This window comes from Microcystis sp. BLCC-F209 (assembly GCF_041928595.1).
Taxonomy (GTDB): domain Bacteria; phylum Cyanobacteriota; class Cyanobacteriia; order Cyanobacteriales; family Microcystaceae; genus Microcystis.
Window position 1 is genome coordinate 23,393 of the sequence record NZ_JBHFLL010000177.1, and the last position, 20,999, is coordinate 44,391.

General features: G+C 43.2%; 18 protein-coding genes and 1 tRNA gene. 8 read left to right on the forward strand and 11 right to left on the reverse strand.

Annotation, left to right across the window (positions count from 1 at the left end):
• Positions 1-36: 36 nt before the first annotated feature.
• The 3 genes from ACE1AQ_RS11185 to ACE1AQ_RS11195 all read right to left on the reverse strand — a co-directional run bounded on the left by ACE1AQ_RS11185 (position 37) and on the right by ACE1AQ_RS11195 (position 2,549).
• Positions 37-1,227: an FtsW/RodA/SpoVE family cell cycle protein gene (locus ACE1AQ_RS11185; protein ID WP_008200263.1), complete on the reverse strand. Its 1,191-nt coding sequence runs from the start codon at positions 1,225-1,227 to the stop codon at positions 37-39.
• A 70-nt stretch (positions 1,228-1,297) separates the two neighbouring features.
• On the reverse strand, positions 1,298-2,242 hold the full coding sequence (locus ACE1AQ_RS11190) for an isoaspartyl peptidase/L-asparaginase (RefSeq protein WP_008200261.1): 945 nt from the start codon (positions 2,240-2,242) through the stop codon (positions 1,298-1,300).
• A 234-nt stretch (positions 2,243-2,476) separates the two neighbouring features.
• A tRNA-His gene (locus ACE1AQ_RS11195) sits at positions 2,477-2,549 on the reverse strand.
• A gap of 101 nt (positions 2,550-2,650) precedes the next feature.
• Between ACE1AQ_RS11195 and ACE1AQ_RS11200 the strand changes: the two genes are divergently transcribed.
• The gene (locus ACE1AQ_RS11200; RefSeq protein ID WP_008200259.1) at positions 2,651-3,037 is read left to right on the forward strand and encodes a DUF4359 domain-containing protein; all 387 of its coding nucleotides are present in this window, start codon (positions 2,651-2,653) and stop codon (positions 3,035-3,037) included.
• An 82-nt stretch (positions 3,038-3,119) separates the two neighbouring features.
• Here ACE1AQ_RS11200 and ACE1AQ_RS11205 read toward each other — a convergent pair whose 3' ends face one another.
• Positions 3,120-3,638, reverse strand: a complete 519-nt coding sequence (locus ACE1AQ_RS11205) for a DUF3122 domain-containing protein (RefSeq protein WP_008200258.1) — start codon at positions 3,636-3,638, stop codon at positions 3,120-3,122.
• Positions 3,639-3,823: 185 nt separating this feature from the next.
• Here ACE1AQ_RS11205 and ACE1AQ_RS11210 point away from each other — a divergent pair, with 185 nt between their 5' ends.
• On the forward strand, positions 3,824-4,069 hold the full coding sequence (locus ACE1AQ_RS11210) for a hypothetical protein (RefSeq protein ID WP_232306162.1): 246 nt from the start codon (positions 3,824-3,826) through the stop codon (positions 4,067-4,069).
• On the opposite strand, the gene ACE1AQ_RS11215 is transcribed toward ACE1AQ_RS11210, so the two are convergent.
• Positions 3,977-4,201, reverse strand: coding sequence for a DNA cytosine methyltransferase (locus ACE1AQ_RS11215; protein WP_232306161.1), 225 nt, complete (start codon positions 4,199-4,201; stop codon positions 3,977-3,979). The two genes, ACE1AQ_RS11210 and ACE1AQ_RS11215, sit on opposite strands and share 93 nt — an antisense overlap.
• Before the next feature lie 219 nt (positions 4,202-4,420).
• On the opposite strand from ACE1AQ_RS11215, the gene ACE1AQ_RS11220 reads away from it, so the two are divergent.
• Positions 4,421-7,048 carry a chloride channel protein gene (locus ACE1AQ_RS11220; protein ID WP_110544365.1) on the forward strand — a complete coding sequence of 876 codons (2,628 nt, stop codon included), beginning with the start codon at positions 4,421-4,423 and terminating at the stop codon, positions 7,046-7,048.
• 8 nt (positions 7,049-7,056) lie between these two features.
• On the opposite strand, the gene ACE1AQ_RS11225 is transcribed toward ACE1AQ_RS11220, so the two are convergent.
• Both ACE1AQ_RS11225 and hemL read right to left on the reverse strand, forming a co-directional pair.
• Positions 7,057-7,437: a DUF1830 domain-containing protein gene (locus tag ACE1AQ_RS11225; RefSeq protein WP_110544368.1), complete on the reverse strand. Its 381-nt coding sequence runs from the start codon at positions 7,435-7,437 to the stop codon at positions 7,057-7,059.
• 525 nt (positions 7,438-7,962) lie between these two features.
• Positions 7,963-9,264, reverse strand: coding sequence for a glutamate-1-semialdehyde 2,1-aminomutase (gene hemL, locus ACE1AQ_RS11230; protein ID WP_039899836.1), 1,302 nt, complete (start codon positions 9,262-9,264; stop codon positions 7,963-7,965).
• A 404-nt stretch (positions 9,265-9,668) separates the two neighbouring features.
• Here hemL and dnaN point away from each other — a divergent pair, with 404 nt between their 5' ends.
• The 4 genes from dnaN to ACE1AQ_RS11250 all read left to right on the forward strand — a co-directional run bounded on the left by dnaN (position 9,669) and on the right by ACE1AQ_RS11250 (position 14,906).
• Positions 9,669-10,817 (forward strand): DNA polymerase III subunit beta, encoded by a 1,149-nt coding sequence (dnaN, locus tag ACE1AQ_RS11235; RefSeq protein WP_008200247.1) that lies wholly within the window; start codon positions 9,669-9,671, stop codon positions 10,815-10,817.
• 720 nt (positions 10,818-11,537) lie between these two features.
• The gene (locus ACE1AQ_RS11240) at positions 11,538-13,097 is read left to right on the forward strand and encodes a DUF262 domain-containing protein (RefSeq protein WP_374808427.1); all 1,560 of its coding nucleotides are present in this window, start codon (positions 11,538-11,540) and stop codon (positions 13,095-13,097) included.
• A gap of 31 nt (positions 13,098-13,128) precedes the next feature.
• A complete protein-coding gene (locus tag ACE1AQ_RS11245) occupies positions 13,129-14,337 on the forward strand; it encodes an XRE family transcriptional regulator (RefSeq protein WP_008200242.1) in 1,209 nt (402 codons plus the stop codon).
• Positions 14,338-14,360: 23 nt separating this feature from the next.
• Positions 14,361-14,906, forward strand: coding sequence for a hypothetical protein (locus ACE1AQ_RS11250; protein ID WP_008200241.1), 546 nt, complete (start codon positions 14,361-14,363; stop codon positions 14,904-14,906).
• A gap of 315 nt (positions 14,907-15,221) precedes the next feature.
• On the opposite strand, the gene ACE1AQ_RS11255 is transcribed toward ACE1AQ_RS11250, so the two are convergent.
• The 4 genes from ACE1AQ_RS11255 to ACE1AQ_RS11270 form a co-directional block, all read right to left on the reverse strand.
• Complete coding sequence (locus ACE1AQ_RS11255) at positions 15,222-17,273, reverse strand: FAD-dependent oxidoreductase (protein WP_374808429.1); 2,052 nt, start codon at positions 17,271-17,273, stop codon at positions 15,222-15,224.
• A 244-nt stretch (positions 17,274-17,517) separates the two neighbouring features.
• Entirely contained in the window at positions 17,518-18,081 is a 564-nt protein-coding gene (locus tag ACE1AQ_RS11260; RefSeq protein ID WP_110544377.1) for a Uma2 family endonuclease, read from the reverse strand.
• Between the two features lie 163 nt (positions 18,082-18,244).
• Entirely contained in the window at positions 18,245-18,808 is a 564-nt protein-coding gene (locus tag ACE1AQ_RS11265) for a Uma2 family endonuclease (protein ID WP_008200234.1), read from the reverse strand.
• Between the two features lie 56 nt (positions 18,809-18,864).
• Positions 18,865-20,391, reverse strand: coding sequence for a bifunctional aminoglycoside phosphotransferase/ATP-binding protein (locus ACE1AQ_RS11270; RefSeq protein ID WP_106909897.1), 1,527 nt, complete (start codon positions 20,389-20,391; stop codon positions 18,865-18,867).
• 485 nt (positions 20,392-20,876) lie between these two features.
• Between ACE1AQ_RS11270 and ACE1AQ_RS11275 the strand changes: the two genes are divergently transcribed.
• A complete protein-coding gene (locus ACE1AQ_RS11275; RefSeq protein ID WP_071989022.1) occupies positions 20,877-20,984 on the forward strand; it encodes an EAL domain-containing protein in 108 nt (35 codons plus the stop codon).
• Positions 20,985-20,999: the final 15 nt, after the last annotated feature.

The window sequence follows — 20,999 nt, forward strand, 5'->3', positions numbered from 1 at the left end:
CAGTATTGAGGAGACTCCGAGACAGTATTTAGCTTTTTAGCCGTCAGCCATCAGCTTTTTCTCCCTGCTCCCCGCACCCTTCTGCCAAGTCTGGCGCTCCCCGGTCTCATTTTCTTCCCTAGCCACCCGGATTAAGAGGGCCGCTAAAAAGAGACTAGCTAAACTGGAACTGCCGCCATAACTAAAGAGGGGGAAAGGTAAGCCGGTAGTGGGTAAAGAACCAGTGGCCACACCGATATTTAACAGGGATTGACCGATTAAAATTACCATCGCCCCGATCGCCACTAATTTTTTGATGCGATGACGACATTTAACCGCCACGATCAGGGCGAGAGTAGCGTAGAGAAATAGCATGATTAACAGTAAAATACCGCCAACAAAACCAAATTCCTCGCCAAAGACAGCGAAAATAAAATCCGTATCCGGGAAGGGTAGATAAAATAATTTTTGTTGGGATAAACCGTAACCGCTGCCGGTAGTTCCGCCAGAACCGATCGCCAGTAAACTCTGCACTAATTGATAACCATCACCCCGGGGATCCTGCCAGGGGTCTAGGAAAGATAAAATCCGTTTTCTCTGGTATTCGCGGAAAGTAACACTAACCACAGCCATAGTTACACCCAGTAAAGCGGTGCTGGTCATGTAGGATAAAGGCAGACCAGAGGCAAGAGCGATCAGCCAGAGAGTTATACCACACAGAGCAGTGGTACTCAAGTTAGGTTGTAAGAGAATGCCGGCTAGAATTAGCCCAAAAATAGCGATCCAAGTTAACCGTTGATTGACATTTAAACGCGGCCAACCACCGAAAACCGCCGCCCCTTGCAGGACGAGAAACGGTTTCATAAATTCTGACGGTTGCAAGAGAATCGGCCCGATTTTAATCCAACGGGTGGCACCATTGATATTAGCTCCTAAACCGGGGATAAGAGTGATCAAAATTAATCCTAAAACTAATAAAATCATCCAGGGGGCGATTTTGAGGAGTTTCTCGATCGGCAATCGCACCAGGAAATTAAAGCCAATTAAGCCAATCCAAAGCCAGATTAATTGGCGGATAAAATAGTATAGTCCGTTATCAAAGCGACTGTCAGCCAGAGCGTAGGAGGCGGAAAAAAGCACGACTAACCCGACTGACAGCCACAAAAAAGTCATCCAGCGCAATAACCGCGCTTCGGCTGACCAGTTTTTCACATCGGGGTCAAAAATAGGAATAATATATTGCCACACGGAGATTTTCGAGAAGAAGTATCTTGCAGAGATTAACCGAGAAGACTAAGTTCGATCGCAGTTTGTTCCACTATCCGACGGCGACATGGCCGATTAAACCGACATTTTCACCGTGCCATTCTAGGGTATCACCGATCGCCTGACCGTCGTGATAGGCAGCCAAGAGAATTTCCGCCGTTTTTCCCCAAACAATATTCCCCTGACGATCAAGGGAAATCATGCCCAGATCCCGACCATTAGTTTGGGATTCGTGCATGGATTTCTCCACGGCAGCGGCGAGGGAAAAACCATCGGTGACGCGAATAACCACCTTAGCAGCTAAACACTCATCGATAATATCTTCCCCGACTCCCGTACAACTTACTCCTGCCCATGGATTCGCATAATTGCCCGCTGGCATGGCACTGTCACTAACGCGACCGATTCTTTCTAGTCCCTTGCCTCCGGTAGAAGTTCCGGCGGCGATGTCTCCTTGTTGATCAAGGGCCACCACCCCGATGGTTCCCCGTTGCGCTGACGAGTCGGCGAATAAACGGGCCATTTTGCGATTAAAATTCGTCTTTCTTTCCTCCATCCATTCTTGAATCCGATAATCGGTTAGGGGATCATAGAGGGGAATTTGTAATTCTCGGGCCAGATCGGCAGCTCCAATTTCCGAGAGAATGCGATCCTCTTGACTTTGGAGAAAGTGGGCTAGGCTAATGGGATTCTGTACCCGCGAGACGTTAATGACACCGCTTAAACGCTGATGACGACCATCCATCAAGGCTGCACTCATTCGCACCTGACCGTCCGATTGCACCACCGAACCAGTCCCAGCATTAAATCGCGGTTCATCCTCCAGTAACATACATCCTTTTGTCACCGCCTCCACAGCACTTGCACCATTGTCAAGGAGGTTGTAAATATTCTTAACAATCCCCCGGAGAGAATCGCGCACCGATTCTAAACCACCTTTGTCCTCTAGGGAACTCGCTCCCCCATGAATAATTAACTTCGGGTTTACTCTGGTCATTATTGTTCTAACTTCACATTACCGATCGGATCTAAACTATCACGTTATCGCTACTCCGCTTCTCTAGTGCCGTCTTAACTGGTAAGTAGGGTTTGCGGCAAAAAGTTTTTTGTGGGGACAGGGTGTGAGGTGTGGGGTGTAGGGTTTTACCGATAACGAATTGATTGGGGATTTGAGCGGGTAAGTGCCAATTGACTCCCTTAAAGCCTAATCATCAGCGATCCTTAAAAAGAGGGCGAACGAGGGGACTCGAACCCCCGAGTGGTGGAACCACAATCCACTGCCTTAACCACTTGGCTACGCTCGCCGTACACATATCTACTATACCAGAAAAGGAATCATTGACAACAGGTTTTTTATCCTAATTCGGGCTATGGTTAGGGTAAGTGAGTGATGATTTGAGAGCTTATGAAATTGGCAAGGTTAGGGGGAATGGTGGTAGGAGTGGTTTTAGGGGGAATTGCGGGAATATTGCTGACAACTAACCCCAATCGTCAAGATTACGAACAATACGCTTCCCAGAGGTTAACTAGCTATCTCAAGGATAATGTCTGCGCTCGGGCGCAAGCTTCCCTCGAAGTGCAGGCTCTCTTGCGGGGTTACTGTAAAATGTTGGTGGATACGGGTCATCCTTTTTTACAAGAAGCGATCGCCACTAACACCACTAGAAAGAATTTTGTCATTTTCAGCGTTTATCAAACGGAATTATGGTTCCCTCCGCCTTTACCTAGTTATCACTTCAGCACCGTCGGTTTTTTGAATAAATTATACATCTACGAAGCTTTAGAACTATAGTCAGACAATTGAAATTTTGATAGTGATTTTATTGTAGTGGTGATAGCTGAAACTTTGCCTAATTGGGCATTTTTTTTTATTGTCAGTGATGGGGATTTCCTCCATTTACGGAAAAAAGCAGACTTTGCCATTCCAAAAGTACAGGAGTCGGGATACTGAGAGAGCGGGGATTGTCTAGGGGTAGGGAAAGCTCGATCGCTTCGGTAACGGGTAGCTGTGCTAAGATATCCTGCATCTTGTATTGACCAACGTTAGCTGCGGGTGATTCTTGGGCAAAAGCATCCTCAGCCGCTAAAATTTGGCCTTTAGCAGTGGTTATCGTTAATCTTTCCGGGTGAAGAAACTCAATCCCCTCTGGAAATCCCACCAAGCGCAAACTAATTTCTACCGTTTCCCCATCTTTAACTCGTTTAAATAACACCACCTGCCAAGGACTACCGGTATCATCGCGCAAACTATGACGGGATTGATACAACAGCTGCCCCGGTCCTTCTGGCTGTTGTCTGGTTAGAGCTAGTGCGGACAAGGAAAAATCGATTTGAAGGCTGATAAATACCAAAAAACTGACGATAACACAAAATAATAATAGAAATCGTTTCATAACTTTATTGACATTAGCTAAAAAATATGGTATGAGCTTCGGCACTTGAGCCAAATTAATATAATTATATCACTATATAGTTAATTATTCAAAAAAAGATGCTGTCAAGGGAAGTGGAGCGGCTTTTGTCCGCAAAGACATTGTATGATTGATTAGATAAATTGATGGTTGCAAGTAACTTCGAGATGGCTAACAAACCCGATGAATTTGCCAGAACAGAAATCAGCGATAGTCTGAAAGAGGAAGCAGAGCAAGAAATCCGCGAAAAACAGAAAATAGTTGATTACGACACAAAGGAATATCCTGTGGAAGTTTTAGTTCAAAAATATAAAGATGGTTTAGAGGACGACATCAATGAACTTTATATACCAGATTACCAAAGAGAGATGATCTGGCCAGAAGCTCACCAGTCGAAGTTCATTATTTTTTAAAATAAACTGGGCTTTATTATTATGTTCGTAGGGAAATTGACAAGCTGGGTCGATATCATAACCCGCTTTAACGATTAGTCCAGCTTTCTCAAAACCATGGGTTAGCCCCCCAGCCCCACAAAATAGATCCACTGTAGAGATATGGTCAATCAATGACAAGCTTTATATCCTCCGCTCAAAGATAGGGACAACCTTCGATCCTAGCCCATCGATCGAAAAACTACTATTGGGTCCACTGGTAGCAACAAGGTGAACAGTCACAGAACTTAACGGCCTATGATTAAAGAGACGAGGAATCAGAACCCAAAATAAATCCTCGCCCTGCCATTGCCTTGATTCTCCCTGATAATTATGGGACTTTTTGCCCGTCACCAAAACCTCCGTCAGTGGTTTAAATCCCAACACTTCGGACGTAGCGCGACCGATAGTCGTTATGCTTTACTGGTAGCCTGTTTCATCGGAATTCTCTCCGCCCTTGCCGCTATTATCCTGAAATTGGGCATCGGTTGGTTAGGTGGTTGGCGGGTGCATCTAGTAGCCAATTCCTCTCCTTTCCTAGTTTTGCCCCTCGGCGGTTTTCTGCTTGGTTATAGCGCTGGTTGGATTGTCGAACACTTCTCCCCCGCGGCCGCTGGGGGGGGTATTCCCCAAGTAAAAGCGGCCCTAGCTAAATATCCTTTGCCCCTGTCTTGGCGCGTTGCCGTCGTAAAAATGATCGGGGCGATCCTGATCCTTGGCGGTGGTTTAACCCTTGGTCGTCGGGCCCCGACGGTACACATCGGGGCAGCCCTAGCGGCCCAATTAAGCATATGGCTGCCCACCAGTCCCGATCACCGTCGTCAGATGATCGCAGCCGGGGCAGCCGCGGGGTTAGCGGCCGGTTTTACTACTCCCATCGCCGGGGTCCTCTTTGTGATCGAGGAATTAATGCGCGATGTTTCCAGTATGACCCTAGAAACGGCGATTGTGGCTTCCTTTACCGGGGCCGTGGTTTCGATGATGCTGCAGAATACCCCCTCGATCATCACTGAATATGCCAATATTAGCTTCTCTGCCCAAGAAATACCCATTTATTGCCTTTTAGGGGCTTTAGCGGGCTTATTGGGGGCTTTATTCAATCAAGGCATCCTTTTTTGTAGCCAGCTGCAGCGGCGTTGGCGGTTATCTCTGGCTTGGCGCATCGGTCTGGTCAGCTGGTTATCGGGAACGGTAGTGGCTTTTTTACCCGACTTTTTTCGAGATAATACGGGTTTACGCGAGTTTTTGCTGGCAGGGGAATTAAGCTGGCAGAATACCGCCCTCGCTTTTGTGGTCTATTTTTTCCTGACGATGATCTCCTACAGTTCCGGCGCCCCTGGAGGACTGCTCGCCCCCGCTTTGGTGTTGGGATCCTGTTTGGGGTTTCTGGTGGGGGGAATCGAGACGAAAATTATGGGTTTCGGCAGCGAACCTAGTTATGCTTTAGCGGGTATGGGGGCCTTTTTTACGGGAGTAGTCAGGGTTCCGGTAACGGCGATCGTGATTGTCTTTGAACTGCATCGCAATTTTAATATTGTGCTGCCCCTGATGTTGACCTGTGCCGTTTCTTATATCACTGCCGAAAGCATTCGCCCCGGTTCCCTCTATCAGCATTTACTTTCCGCTAGTGGTATTATTCTCAACGAGGAAACCCCGGCTAACGATGTGCTGGCCCATCTGTCGGCTATAGATGTGATGCAATCGCAGGTGGAAATTCTGGCGGCGGATTTACCCCTGGGGGAAGTGGTGAAAATTATGTCCCGTTCCCATCATCGCGGTTTTCCCGTGGTGGAACAGGGGCGACTATTGGGGATTTTTACCCAAAGTGATCTGGATAAATGGCGATCAAAAAACAGTCAAACCGTCCTGCGGGAGATGATGACTCCCAATCCGATTACGGTGGCCCCCCAGGCAGCTTTAACCGATGTTTTATTTCTGTTAAATCGCTATCAGCTTTCCCGTTTACCCGTCACCGACGGTCAAAAACTGGTGGGGATCATCACCCGCACTGATATTATCCGGGTGGAAGCTGATCAATTAGGGGGGGTTTGTCAACTGCCCCAACCCAGTACTCCTTCCTATGTGGTTTATCAAACTCGTTCTCCGGCTGTGGGAATAGGCCGGATTTTGTTACCCATTGCCAATCCCGACACCGCTACCGCTTTGTTTAAAATTGCCGCTGCCATCGCCCGTGAACGCAATTATGAGATAGATTGTCTCTATGTGATTACTGTGCCTCGTCTTAGTTCTCCGGCGGAAGTCCGGGTAGATACACGCGAAGGACGCAAATTACTTCATCGTCTGGAAAGATTAGCCCGTCAGCAGCATATCTCTGTTCATACGCAAATTTCCGTGGCTCAGGACATCGCCGACGGGATTTTGGCCACGATTCGCGAACGACACAGCAATTTATTAATTATGGGTTGGACGGGGGAAAAATCGACTACTGGGGCGATTTTTGGGTTTTCAGTCGATACTTTGATCGCCCAAGCTCCCTGTGAAACCATCTTGGTAAAATTAGGAACAAAGGATTGTTTTCCCAATGATCCTAATCGGGAAAGGATTTGGCTGATTCCCACCGCCGGCGGTCCTAATGCCCAACGCGCTTTAGCATTATTGCCTAGTTTGTTGTCTTTGTCCGAGTCTTCGGATTATCCCAAACTTTGGTTATGTAAAATCTATTCTCCGACGGATTTACTGCCAGATCTGTCTATTTTGGAAGTTTTACAAGCATCTTTACAGAAAGCGATCGCAGAGCCGATTGTACCTTTACCGATTCGTTCGGCCTCTCCGGCCGAGGCAGTCATTGATCTGGTAGAATCGGAGGATTGTTCTTTGGTGCTTTTGGGTGCATCGAGGGAAAGTTTGCTCAATCAGTTATTAAATGGCAATATCCCCTCGACGATTGCCCGTGCGGTTAATTGCACTGTGATTCTCGTGCGAGGGGAATTATCAGATTAGTTTATTAGCTAGGCGGAAGCTAAAGTTAAACTGAAGGGTACGGTGTTGTCAATTTTCGCCCCTTGACTTTCCTCTAGGGAATGGGGGTAGAATATTTCCCCCTCTAGTTGACCCTCGGAGTCATCGTCATCCCCATCGCTGATATAAAGGCGCTCACAGGGGATGTTATCGGAAAGGATAGCACTGGCTATCATCCCCGTGTGAATCTCTAAGAAAGCATCCGCTAGGGTCTCAAATACTAAACGCTGTCCGGGGAAAACCACCCTTTCAAAATACCAGTTAGCAATATTGGTGATGCGAACAATTTGAATATGACTGGTCGCATTGACATAACAACAAAGAATACTATTTTTCTTGCCGTTGGGGAGGGGATCGAGAATTTGTGCCATAGCAATCGGGGTGATCTTAAAGTGGGTTTGTCATCGCTCCTTCACCGTAACATCCTTTGATCCCCGATAGTTGTAAAGATGATTACATTACTCTGATAAAAATCTACCGATAGCTTTTTCTGGTGATAGAAAGCGGTTTTTATTAAAAAATCATTAAATTTAACTAATGCCTAGTTTTGGCTATTTGTCAAGGGGGGAACTGGGGTTTTTTGCTGTTTTTCTTGATTTTTTGCGGGGCTATTTATCGCTCAATTTTGTTAACGGTTTCAGGATTATAAAAACCGAGGTAATTTTTGTCAAGTTAGATACCGCTTGCTCATGGTCTCCTCCATCTGGTTGACTAAAAAGGGTCGGCCTGTGGTTAGACTGATAAGTTTTACAGTGCTGGGGATAATAATCCCTCGATTGTTCGGGGTTTCTCGGCAAATTTCCCCGGAGAATCCCCGTCTTTTGCAAGCGGGGAGATGTCAACTCATCCATACTTGGGACTCTATCAATCGATTTTCCCGGCCGAAGCAGTATTAACTATAAACCTGCTAAAACCTCTTTAGCGGCGGCCAAAGTCCGTTCGATATCGGCCTCTGTGTGAGCTAAGGAAGTAAAACCAGCTTCAAACTGGGAAGGAGCTAGATAAACGCCTCTTTCCAACATTCCCCGGTGAAAACGACCAAATTTAGCCACATCGGCCTTTTTGGCATCTTCATAATTATGCACAGGGGTGCCAGTAAAAAACATCCCGAACATGGCACTGATATGACCCCCAGAAACGCTATGACCAGCATCTCTAGCCACTTTCAGCAGCCCTTCAGTTAAGGATTTAGTCACTTTATCGAGATATTCGTAGGTGCCGGGGCGCTGGAGTAACTCGAGGGTTTTAATTCCCGCCGTCATGGCCAAAGGGTTGCCGGATAAGGTTCCCGCTTGGTACATTGGACCGGCCGGAGCCACCATCGCCATAATATCGGCCCGACCGCCGTAGGCCCCCACCGGCAGCCCACCGCCGATAACTTTGCCCAGGGTGGTTAAATCGGGGGTGATGCCGAATTTTTCCTGAGCGCCACCGTAGGCGATGCGGAATCCGGTCATTACCTCATCAAACATTAATAGAGCCCCGTATTCTTTGGTTAATTCCCGCAATCCCTCTAAAAAGCCGGCATCCGGCACGATAAAGCCGGCATTACCCACCACTGGCTCTAAAATCACCCCAGCGATAGAGTCGGGATTTTCGACAAAGAGGGCTTTTACCGCTTCCAGGTCATTGTAGGGGGCGGTTAAAGTGTTGTTAGTGGTGGTTTTGGGAACCCCCGGCGAGTCGGGTAGGCCCAGGGTGGCTACACCAGAGCCGGCTTTAACCAGGAACATATCGGCGTGACCGTGGTAACAGCCCTCGAATTTGATGATTTTATCCCGGCCGGTAAAAGCCCGCATTAAGCGCAGGACGGACATACAGGCTTCGGTGCCAGAATTGACAAAACGCACCATTTCAATGCTGGGAACAGCATCAATCACCATTTCAGCGAGAATATTTTCTTGGACACAGGGAGCGCCGAAACTGGTCCCTTTATCTAGGGACTCGTGTAGGGCGGCAATCACTTCGGGATGGGCATGACCACAGATAGCCGGCCCCCAAGTTCCCACATAGTCGATGTATTCGTTACCGTCCACGTCGCGAATATAGGCCCCTTTGACGCTTTCAAAAACGATGGGTTGCCCACCGACGGATTTAAAGGCCCGCACGGGGGAACTTACACCCCCCGGCATTAATTTTTGAGCGGCTGTAAAGATTTCTTTCGATTTTGTTGTTTGATACGAAGATGTGCTAACCAATCCTGTCTCCTTGTCTATTTGAGTCTATCGATTCCGGGGAATGCCCGGAGTTTTGTTTTGTTAACTTCCTGCTGCTTGTTCCATTTTAAAGATCACCAGCCTACATTTTACGCAATTTTTTCCCAAAGAAAGATGCTGGTCGGCTCAAGTCTCGCTATTCTTAACTTGTAGCTTGATGGTTAACAGTTGATGTAATTGGCTGAGAAGGGGCGAAAATTTCACTTTTGACAATTTTTCCACAATCTTTTCAGAATGGCCAGAAAAACCTAGCAATGGGCGAAGTTATTGCTATTGATAGATTTTAGCCCGGAAAGAGCGATCAAAAAAAGCTCAGGTTTTCCACAGATTTTCCACAGGGGAATTCTTGCTATTATTTTTTAGCGTACAAAAAAACTATTCCTGCTATGAAATTTACCAGTAGTCAAAGCGAACTCAACAGCAATTTATCCCTAGTTAGTCGGGCCGTTGCCAGTCGTCCTACCCATCCGGTGTTGGGAAATGTTCTCTTTTGTGCCGATGAGGAAAAGGGCGAAATTAGCCTGACTGCTTTTGATTTGAGTTTAGGGATTCGCACCAGTTTTCGGGCCGAAGTGGTGGAAGGGGGCAAAATTACCCTGCCGGCAAAATTGCTTAACGATATTGTCTCTCGTTTGGGAGAGGGGGAAATCACCATCTCTGTGGAAGAAAACGAGAATGATGAAGAGCATAGTCTCGCTTTCCTGAAAACTGCCTCGGCACAGTTCCAAATTCGCGGCATGAAAGCCGATGAGTTCCCAGAATTGCCCACGGTGGCCGATGGGGAAATTGTTAATTTACCTATAGTTGCCTTGACAGAGGGACTAAAAGGTGCATTGTTTGCCGCTAGTGGCGATGAAACTAAACAGGTGTTGACGGGGGTGCATTTAACTAAAACCGTCGATTGTCTAGAATTTGCCGCTACGGACGGTCATCGTTTAGCGGTGGTACAAACTCCCCTAGAGGAGGTGGAAAGTGCCTCTGGTGGCTTTAATGTCACCATTCCGGCCCGGGCCCTGCGAGAATTGGAAAGAATGATGTCAACAAAACAAAATATCGAGACTATTACTCTGCACGTGGATGATTCTCAAGTCATCTTTGAAATGGGGGAACAGAGGTTAACCAGTCGTAAGTTAGAAGGGGCCTATCCCACTTATAATCAGTTAATTCCTAAATCCTTCGAGCGTTCTTTGGTTTTAGACCGCAAACAGTTAATCCGTTGTTTGGAATTAGTGGCGGTTTTATCGGACCAAAAGAATAATTTAGTCAAGTTTAGTCTCGATAGCGAAAATGACCGTTTATCCCTAGCGGTGGAATCTCCTGATTTAGGTAGCGCCAAAGAGTCCATGGCGGCGGAAATTCAGGGAGAAAGTGGCGATATTGCCTTTAATGTTAAATATTTGATGGACGGTTTGAAGGCTTTACCCAATAATGATATCCAAATGCAGTTAAATGCTAGTACCCAACCGGTTATTTTTACCCCCTTGGGAGGTTTAAAGATGACCTATTTGGTGATGCCGGTACAAATTCGTCAGTAATTTTTCTCTAGAAGCGATTATCAATAGCTTGTCTAACAATTAGGGGTTGTTAGTCCCAACCCCTAAAAATGCTAATTAAAAGGTATCGCGAGAATCTGGAAAAGGAAAACGAGTGCGATAACTTTATCCTTCGGATTATAGCGATAATCCGATTTTGCTTTCGAGAGTGATCACAAGTTATACTAAATCCGTTGAGTAACGCACAGAAAACGGGTTTCTCGGAGAAACCCGTTTTCTACTCATGCAAGTCTTATGAATTATGTTTTTTTTTTTGCAGGTATTGTCTGAAATTTATCCCTAAAAAAGGAAAAGTTGACAAAATCGATTTTAAAAAACTGTTTTTTCGATTGGTTAGTACCCAGAACTGACATTTAACCCCAAAAACCCCAGGGCAAGCGCATCTTAACAATCCTTGACAAAATGAACTTTGTGTGAGTTGCTTACCCAGAGGACGATTCAGGAATATTTGAGGAGAATTTGCCATCTCAATTGTTAAGCAAAAATCGACCAAATGTTAAGATTTCGTGACTATTCTGATTGACTGGTATCACCTGAAATACCCACGCGGACCACAAAATTGGCCAATTGTCAATAGCTTTTGAGATGCTCTCACCCTGCAAAAAACCCATAAATTTCTAACAATGTCAGCATAAAAGAGTTAATATATTAAGAGATCGCCTGTACGACATTATTACCTTTCTCTACCCGCACGACAGACTTATGGTTAAAGTTAATCTGGATGCTTTAATTCCGCGAGAAGACTTTGAAATCAAAGCCAGCACTAAAGCAATTAAGAAAATAGAGTCTATTGCTATTAGGGATATTACACCTGATTCATTTTTTTTTCCCGCTGTTCGTAAGCCCGACTTTCAAAGAGAGACGAATGAATGGGATGAAGAACGAGTATGTCAGTTTATTAAAAGTTTCGTAGAAGGTGATTTGATCCCAGCTATTATTTTATGGCGTAGTGAAAGTGGATTAATTTTTGTTATAGATGGCAGTCATCGATTAAGTTCATTGATAGCGTGGGTAAATGATGACTACGGAGATGGTTTAATATCAAAGCCTTTTTATAATGGTATTGTTCCTGATGAACAATTAAATATAGCCGATAGAACCAGAAAAATGATCGATAAAAAAGTTGGATCGTATCAGAACTTCAAACTAGCTTTAGAAAACCCAGATAAAGTTAGGGATGATATTGTCAATAATGCTAGAGAGCTAGGAGTATTAGCCATTCAGCTTCAATGGGTTGAAGGAAATTCAGAAAAAGCTGAAGATTCTTTTTTTAAAATAAATCAACAATCTACTCCGCTTGATACAACTGAAATTAAGCTGTTGAGATCTAGAAGAAAGCCAAACAGTATTGCAACACGAGCAATTATAAATAGTGGAACGGGGCATAAATATTGGTCAAGCTTTTCTAAGGAAAAGCAGTGTCAAGTACAAGAACTGGCTAAAGAGATTAACAATATACTATTTAAACCACCTCTACAAACTCCTATTAAAACTTTAGATTTGCCAGTGTGCGGAAAGCTATACTCTAATGAAACCTTATCCATGATTCTCACTTTTGTTAATATTGCCAATCATGTTGAAGATGAAAATCCAAATATTGAGAATGATGAAACAGGAGAAACAACGATAAATTTTTTGAAACAAGCTAAAAAAGTTGCTCAACGGTTTAATAGTAATCATCCTTCGTCTCTTGGCTTACATCCGTTACTGTATTGTTATTCTCGATCCGGAAGATACCGTACGGTTTCTTTTCTCGCAACTGTTTATTTTGTTATCAAGCTAGTAGAAACAAAGCATTTAAATGGCTTCATAAATATCCGAGCAGAATTTGAGCAATTTTTATTTGACTATAATTACTTAGTTTCCCAAATCATGAGCAAATATCGCTCTGTTCAAAAAAGCTATAGACCTATTGCTGAGTTTTGGTTGAAAATTGTTGAAGGTTTAAAGAGTAATAAAAAAATAGATTTTATTCTAGAAGATATTGTAAATAATAATTTTAATTACTTAAAAATCGGATATAGCCATGATTTGCCAACTTCAACATCAGCAGTATCACAAAATTTTAGTCAAGACCAAAAGAGTGAAATTTTTATCTTGGAAACATTTTCACAAGCTCCGCGTTGTCAAATTTGCAACGGACTGATTCACTGTAACTCTATTTCCATCGATCATAAAAAACGCAAACGAGATGGAGGTTCGGCAAATGTAGATAATGGACAAGTTACCCATCCTTATTGTAATACAGGCTATAAAAACTAACTTTATTTAACGAAAATCGAGAATTACAATCATGACGAATAATATCCTCGATCGCATTAATCTCAACGACTTAGGAAAACGACTCAAACAAGCGAGAGAACAGCGCGGCATGACGCAAGAAGCGGCGGCAAAAATTATCGAGGTGGCGCGGACAACCCTAGTCGCGATTGAAAAAGGGGAGCGCCGTCTCAAATCCTCAGAATTAGTAAAACTCGCTCGCACTTACGGTAAAAATGTTAGTGATTTTCTTGTCTTAACCCCTCCGATTGAATCTTTCGAGGTACAATTTCGTTCCGCTTCTCGTCGTGGTGAAGCGGAAAAAACGGAAATACAGTCTGTGATCTTGCGCTTCCAAGAATTCTGTCAAAATTACCTTGAATTAGAAGAACTAATGAAGTCGCCTTTACCCCGTAACTATCCCCCCGAATATCATCTAGATGATACTTTTCCCATTAATATTATCGCCGAAAGTATCGCCAATGCCGAAAGACAACGATTAGGTTTAGGAGATAAACCGATTTCGCTATTACGAGATATTTTAGAGCAAGAAGTGGGAATCAGAATTTTTTATCTGCCCATGCCTTCCCAATCGAAATGCTCAGAAATGTACAGTTACAATGAAACCATAGGAGCTTGTATCGCAATTAACGCTAATCACCCGCGAGAACGTCAACTGTGGTCATTAGCCCACGGTTATCTACATTTTTTAGCCCATCGTTATCAACCCGTGATTGATTATCTCGATGAATATCAAAGAATGCCTAAAAGTGAACAATTGGCGGAAGCTTTTCCGAAATATTTTCTCATGCCCACCAGTAGCTTACTGAAACGTTATAATGACATTAAACGATCACAAGGTAAATTTACTCCTACCCATTTAATTACCTTAGCTCATTACTACGGTGTTTCGATACAAGCACTATGCTATCGATTGGAAGAAATGCAATTGCTGCCATCGGGTACTTATAACAGATTAAAGGATAGTGGATTTAAAATCCGAAAAGCGCAACAGGAACTAGGCTTAGAAAATAATCCTAATAGATCCTACGATTTAACTCCTACTCATTATCAACATTTAGCGATCGAGGCTTACAATCGAGAACTAATTACTGAAGGTGCTTTCGCTCATTTTTTAGGTGTTGATCGCCTAGAAGCTCGTCGGCTCGCCGAGATATTGCGTGAACCATCACAGGAATTAACCGAAGACTACAGAGATATTGATTTAACTAAAATCAAATAAGTAGGGGAGAGGCTATTAACCTTATGCTGAAGCGATCCTCCCCTATTGTTTTCGATGCCTGTTGTGTTTTTAATCTGATAGCTTCTGGTTGTTTTTTAGAAATCATTACGGCTATTCCCACTCAAATTACAATAGCGCAAACAGTTTGGGAAGAGGAATTGATTAACTTCGATCGCTTTGAAGAAAGTGACAGACTCCAGCTAGATGAATCGGTTAAAAACAAAATCATCCAAATTGTTGATTTTGAATCCGAATCAGAAACTGATCTTTTTGTCAATTATGTCGCTATTTTAAAAGATGATGGAGAGTCGGCAAGCGGAGCGATCGCTATTTCCAGAGGCTGGGCAATTGCGACGGATGACAAACAGGCAACGAACTTATTTCGACGGGAAAAACCAAACCTAGAAATCCTCTCGACTCCGGAAATTCTGCAATATTGGGCGGAAAAAAATAAGATTAGCGATCAAGATTTGAAAAACGTTCTCAAATCGGTTCGAGTCAAAGGACGATATTCACCCCCGCGAGAACATCCTCTGGCGAATTGGTGGGCGAGCATTACCCAGAATTAGAAAAATACTGGTATAACTGGTCAAATTTTTAGATAATTTTCCAAAAACACTCGATTTTATCCCGAACTCTGGTTAATTAGGGCTTGCTGAATAATGGTAAAACCCTTTTAAAATAAGGCTTTTGACCTGTTAAAATCCGATGTTCATGCTGCGAAAATCGGATTGGGACCATCAAAAACCTTGCATTATCCTTCTTATAGTACAAAATTGGCACAAAAAGAGAGGGCAAAAAAGCCTGAAACGACCGACGACCGGCTACTGACGACCGGCTACTGACTCCTAACCCCACCAACAAACTTTTTCAGCAGACCCTAATTAATACCAATCATCCATTGACCGGAAAATTGAGGCATCGGGGAACACAGTGGGATTACCACTAGCGTCGATTTTTTGCCGTAATTCTCGCAGTTGTTGATTGCCGATGAGAAAATCACTTTCTACTAATTGATAGGGCAGTACATTATTATTTAAAGCATACACTGCCGTGATGCCGGCAGCTACCCCGGAAGACCACTCGAAGGAATGGACACGATAGGCGGCTGCGGCAATATGACTGAGAGCGATACTTTTACCCGCTATCAGTAAATTATCGATTTTTTGGGGAATTATAGCCCTTAAAGGGATCTCGAAGGGGTAAGCTTGGCCCTGTCCCTGTCTTTCTCCTGCTTTTTCTGTATTACCCGGTTTTTCGGGGGGATGTTCCGTCATGCAGGGATGAAAATCAATCGCATAGTGGCCGATACCGACGGAATCGGGGTAAATAGTCGATCGCTTGCGTTTAACGGCCTGATCGGGGGATAATGTGCCATCAAGTACGGAAAATCCCTCTAATCCTGCCAAGGTGGCAATTAAGCGCCGATATTCTGCCGGGGAAAGATTTTGACGATAGAAATCGCTTTGAAAATTTTGTCGGGAAATATCGATTTCTGTGACGGTAAAACCAGTGGGGAAAGTCAGGGAAGGACGACCGATAATCCGTCTTGCTTCCCGAATATAGGGATATTTTGACAAACCGTGGGCAGTTCCCATGGGAGAATCAAAACCAGACAGATAACGGTTATTCAAATGGGGAACTTTTACCCCGTCCCCTAACTGGGAATCGGTGATCCCTTCTACTAACCAATAATAGTAGGAAATGGCGTGTTCTTCGCCCCTTGCGAGGGTTTCTGTGCGTAATCCTCCCATCCATCCCCCGGGAGATAACTGTCCTAACTCTTGCAACTGTTCACGGGTGTAGATAAAGTTATCCTTTGCAGTCCCCGGACGATAATCATTTCCCCAAGTCCAATTCTGCATGGAGATATCCCCCGGGACGGGTTCGGTAAAAGTAATTCCCCCAAAGGTTTTCTCTTTACCCAGTTGCGGACTCCAAATACGACGATAGGTGAAAACTAGGTCAAAATCGGCTAATCGCGGCAATTCATAGCTAAAATAGGGGGCATAGCGTTCGTAATAAACGGGTTTCTCGTGGGTTTGTGGTTTTTCTGTTTCCTCCATGGCGAAGGTATAGGTAAAGCCTTGGGTACAGTAGGGGTCGCCAGTGACACTAGAGGAAGAAGGTTCGAGATAACTGCGCTTATCGACCCCTAAACGGTAGGGAATATCTGATAATCCGATGATTTCTCCGGTTTCGGTCGCTTCAATCACATACCAATCTGCTAATTGATTCGGTTGGGAGGATTTGGAGACAAAACGGAGGATTTTTTTATCAAAACGGGGAGAATTTTCGTAGCGATAGATATCCTCCATTTTTTGCGATAAAAACTCGGTATTTAGGGGAGGAGTACCTTTTGCGGGACTATGTTGAATGGCAATTACACTGGTAATCTGTTGACCGGTGCCGCGATTGGGTAAAGTTTCAATATTTAATTCTTTGACTACCGTGGAGGGAAACCATTTCAGGGTTCCTTTGCCTTTTTTGGCAGCGTCTTCTAACTGTTGAAATAATAATTTATGTCCATCAAAAGGGAAAAAACAAGACCCACTTACCCAACATTCTCCAGGGTTTTGTTTGCCGTAATGCTTTCTAATTCTTTCCCTAAATTCTAGATAACCTTTCGGGAAAAATAATTTTTCTCTTTGTGTGCGTCTTTCATCTAATGCGGAGGTTCCCTGAGAAGATATCTGTCCCCCCACCCAGTCGGTAATCTCGGTTAAACAGACGGTTTTTCCTAATAATAAGGCTTCGTAGGCCGCACCGGCACCGGCTAAACCACCACCCACCACCAGAATATCACAGCCGACGGTTTGATCCGGTTCTCGCGGGGGGGCCGCTAGGGTAAGAGGAGTGAAAGCTTGCAGAAGAAATAATCCCAGAGAGAGGGATTTGAGGGGAGTAAAGTGATGATTGAAAATTTTAGGGGACATTATTGACAAATATCAATGTTGTGGCTGAGAGTTTCCTCTTTATTTGAAGAAGAAGCCAGAGCATCTGTTCCTGAAATCCTAATTGTTTTTTTTGGGATATATTGAGAACTTTGTAGCTTGATGCTGGCCTTTAAGAGATTATACACCTTCAATCTGACAATCGATCGCTTTTCTGGAAATGTCTTGACAAAATAGAGATATCCTGATTGTGTCTCATTCCCTTTGTTATTCCCTGTCATCCTTCTTAGGTTAAATGCAAAACAAATCCGGGTAAGACATCTTCCCCGGATAAAATCGCAGGTAAATTAATAATTTCCACACCGTCATTTAGTCGGTAGATTTCCACCTGCTGCTGTTGAGGATTAATCAACCAACCCAAACGTAAACCACTGGCTAAATATTCGCGCATCTTGTCCCGTAAAGAAGTTAAAGAATCGCTACGAGAACGTAATTCAATCACAAAATCGGGACATAAAGGGGGGAACTTTTCTCGCTCTTCTGCGCTTAAAGCTTCCCATCTCTCCCGTTTTATCCAAGCAACATCAGGAGAACGATATCCTCCTTTTGGTAAACGAAAAATTGTCGAAGAACTAAAGACTTTACCAGAATTACTTTGACGATTCCAAATCGTTACATCAGCAATTAAATCAGCTTCTCGATTACCACTATTTCCACCCACGGGAGGCATAATTAATAATTCTCCTTTTTGATTACGTTCTAAATTCCATGTTTGATTGTCCTGACAGAGATGATAAAATTGTTCATCGGTCAGATTAACTGTCTCGATATTTAACACTACAGTTTCCATAATCACTTCTACTTTTTGCTACTTTATACACTATAACTCATAGCAGTTATCTTAATGGTGAGGTGGGAAGTCTCTGGTTTTAGGGAACGCCAGAACTGCTGTATCAGTTATCAGTTCAGGGAAAAATATGTGTAATTAATTCTGTCTGGGTACTCAATCCTTCTTAGGTTAAATGCAAAACAAATCCGGGTAAGACATCTTCCCCAGATAAAGTAGCAGGTAAATTAATAATTTCCACACCGTCATTTAGTCGGTAGATTTCCACCTGCTGCTGTTGCGGATTAATCAACCAACCCAAACGTAAACCACTGGCTAAATATTCGCGCATCTTTTCGCGTAAAGAGGTTAAGGAATCAGTACGAGAACGTAATTCAATCACAAAATCGGGACATAAAGGGGGGAACTTTTCTCGCTCTTCTGCGCTTAAAGCTTCCCATCTCTCCCGTTTTATCCAAGCAACATCAGGAGAACGATAGCCTCCCTTTGGTAAACGAAAAATTGTCGAAGAACTAAACACCTCACCAAGTTGAGTTTGCTCGTTCCATACCCCCACTTTAACAATCAAATTAGCTTCTTGTTTACCAGTATTTCCACCCACGGGAGGCATAATTAATAATTCTCCTTTCTGATTACGTTCTAAATTCCATGTTTGATTGTCCTGACAGAGATGATAAAATTGTTCATCAGTCAAATTAACTGTCTCTAGATTTAACACTACAGTTTCCATCGCTTCTCCTTCTTGCTACTTTATAAGAATGGCTATATCATTGGGTGCATCTCAAGCTATTTAGCTAATTGACTCTCTAAAAATTCTGGCCAATTGGGGTTAGTAGTGTCTAGGGAAATTAGATAGGGTTGTTCTTTTTCATTAAAAGGTTCTGTTTGCTCAATTTGGGCATTTAAAACCTCGATAGTAGCATCAGAAATATCGCCTTTTCTAGCGGCAATCCGTTGTTTTAAAACTTCTATAGGTGCGTGACAATGGACAATATGAAAAGGAATCTGTAAATTTTGGGCATAGGTTAATAAGGGTTCTCGCCAAGCATATTTATCGTAGCGTGCATCGAGAATAACTGGATAACCTAAAGCTATTAAAATTCTGGCTAATTCCGCCAGTCTAGCGAAGGTTTTTTGACTCATTTCGAGACTATATATATCTAGACTTCCTGTTTGATTTAAGTCAATTCCAGCCAAATGTTTGCGAACTGCATCGGAACGAATCTGAATAGCATTAAGATTTTTAGCAATTACTTTCCCTATGGTACTTTTACCCGATGCAGAAAATCCCGACATCAGAATTAATCTCGGTTTCTGCGGTTGGGTGTACTGCCAAGCTAATTGATAATAATCCTGTGCATTGGCTTTAATTTTCTCGGAAAAAGTCTCACCATCAAGCAGAAAACTATTGACTTTTGCCCTCACATAAGCTTGTCTAGTCAGGTAGAGAGGCAAGACTTTTAAACCCTCCCAGTCGGCGGTTTGTTCTAAATAAGTATTGACAAATAAATTAGCGAAATCTTCTCTCCCCCTAGCGGTTAAATCCATGGCTGTAAAAGCAAGATCATACATGACATCAACGAAGCGAAAAGATTCATTAAATTCTATGCGGTCAAATAATTGTATTTCTCCCTGCCACTGACAGATATTATTTAAATGTAAGTCGCCGTGACATTCACGAATCATCCCTTTTATTTGTCTTTCCTCTAACCAATCTTGGTGTTTTGCGAAGAATTTATCTGTATAAGCTTTTGTTTCATCGTATTGTTTTTGGGTTTGGACAAAATTAATATATTTCTCGGTTTGTTGGTAGTTTTCATCAAAAGCTTGTTTAACAATTTCCAAATTGCCAAACTGAGTAATATAGGAATTAGTCAGAGCTTGCCGATGAAATTGTGCCACCTTTTCAGCCAAAGACTCGATCGCTTTTTCCGTTAGTTCTCCCCGTTCAAAAATTTTACTCAGTAAACATTCTTGGGGAAACTGATTCATTTTTAAAATGTATTCGATCACCTTTCCTTTGCCATTTAAACTTATGCTACCCTGTTCTTCATTAATTGACAAAACTTCCCGATAGATATTGGCGGCTATTTTTTTATTTAACTCTAGTTCCTGTTCTAGATAATATTTTCTCTTTTCTAAAGTGGAGAAATCCAAAAAATTATAATTAACTGGTTTCTTGACTTTATAGGCATAATCTCCCGTCAAGAAGATAATTGAAGCATGGGTTTGAATAATTTCAACGGGAATTTTTACTGCATGAGGATAAAAGTCGGGATTTTTTAATTCTTCGATTAATCGGTTGCTATCCATAGGGAGAACTCCTCGGGGGTACATCTCATTTTTGAAACTGACTAAGTGAGAATTTTTAAAGGGAAAATCTCTGCTAAAATTGGGCGTTATTTCTGATTTTATCACTTAATCTTGGACTCTTGGGGGATTCTACCCCCCACCGTGGGGAAGTGGCAAGTAGAGTTCTTGCATAATTAATTTTCGAGAGTGCAAAAATGAGAAAAATAGACATAAAATTGCATAAAATCTCTAAATAGAGCATTTAATTGATTAATGCTCATTCTTAATTCTGCTGACTCCTGACTACTGGCTCCTGACTCCTCACCTAAGGTCAGATTTTTGATTTTTGCAAGAGGTCTAGGGGCAAGTGGGATGCTGCCGGGGGTTGTTCATACATTTGTACTGGTTTGGGGATGACCGATAATTGCCGATTGTCGGTCAGCTGTTGACTAGCTAAATTACTCGTTCAGACTGCCTGGGAGCGGGGTCAGCTTGAAGCGAAGGAATTGGGGGTACAGTTAGTTTTAGATAATTTTGATGCCGGCTATTCCTTCTTAAGTTATATTGATAAATATCCCCTCGACAGTTTGAAGATCGATCGAACCTTTATCTAATCTTTACCGTAAAAA

Bases quoted from the DNA above. Each gene is read 5' to 3' on its own strand.
- ACE1AQ_RS11190 (WP_008200261.1), bottom strand. From the start codon at position 2,242: ATGACCAGAGTAAACCCGAAGTTAATTATTCATGGGGGAGCGAGTTCC.
- ACE1AQ_RS11200 (WP_008200259.1), top strand. From the start codon at position 2,651: ATGAAATTGGCAAGGTTAGGGGGAATGGTGGTAGGAGTGGTTTTAGGG.
- ACE1AQ_RS11205 (WP_008200258.1), bottom strand. From the start codon at position 3,638: ATGAAACGATTTCTATTATTATTTTGTGTTATCGTCAGTTTTTTGGTA.
- ACE1AQ_RS11210 (WP_232306162.1), top strand. From the start codon at position 3,824: ATGGCTAACAAACCCGATGAATTTGCCAGAACAGAAATCAGCGATAGT.
- ACE1AQ_RS11220 (WP_110544365.1), top strand. From the start codon at position 4,421: ATGGGACTTTTTGCCCGTCACCAAAACCTCCGTCAGTGGTTTAAATCC.
- ACE1AQ_RS11225 (WP_110544368.1), bottom strand. From the start codon at position 7,437: ATGGCACAAATTCTCGATCCCCTCCCCAACGGCAAGAAAAATAGTATT.
- dnaN (WP_008200247.1), top strand. From the start codon at position 9,669: ATGAAATTTACCAGTAGTCAAAGCGAACTCAACAGCAATTTATCCCTA.
- ACE1AQ_RS11240 (WP_374808427.1), top strand. From the start codon at position 11,538: ATGGTTAAAGTTAATCTGGATGCTTTAATTCCGCGAGAAGACTTTGAA.
- ACE1AQ_RS11245 (WP_008200242.1), top strand. From the start codon at position 13,129: ATGACGAATAATATCCTCGATCGCATTAATCTCAACGACTTAGGAAAA.
- ACE1AQ_RS11250 (WP_008200241.1), top strand. From the start codon at position 14,361: ATGCTGAAGCGATCCTCCCCTATTGTTTTCGATGCCTGTTGTGTTTTT.
- ACE1AQ_RS11255 (WP_374808429.1), bottom strand. From the start codon at position 17,273: ATGTCCCCTAAAATTTTCAATCATCACTTTACTCCCCTCAAATCCCTC.
- ACE1AQ_RS11260 (WP_110544377.1), bottom strand. From the start codon at position 18,081: ATGGAAACTGTAGTGTTAAATATCGAGACAGTTAATCTGACCGATGAA.
- ACE1AQ_RS11265 (WP_008200234.1), bottom strand. From the start codon at position 18,808: ATGGAAACTGTAGTGTTAAATCTAGAGACAGTTAATTTGACTGATGAA.
- ACE1AQ_RS11270 (WP_106909897.1), bottom strand. From the start codon at position 20,391: ATGGATAGCAACCGATTAATCGAAGAATTAAAAAATCCCGACTTTTAT.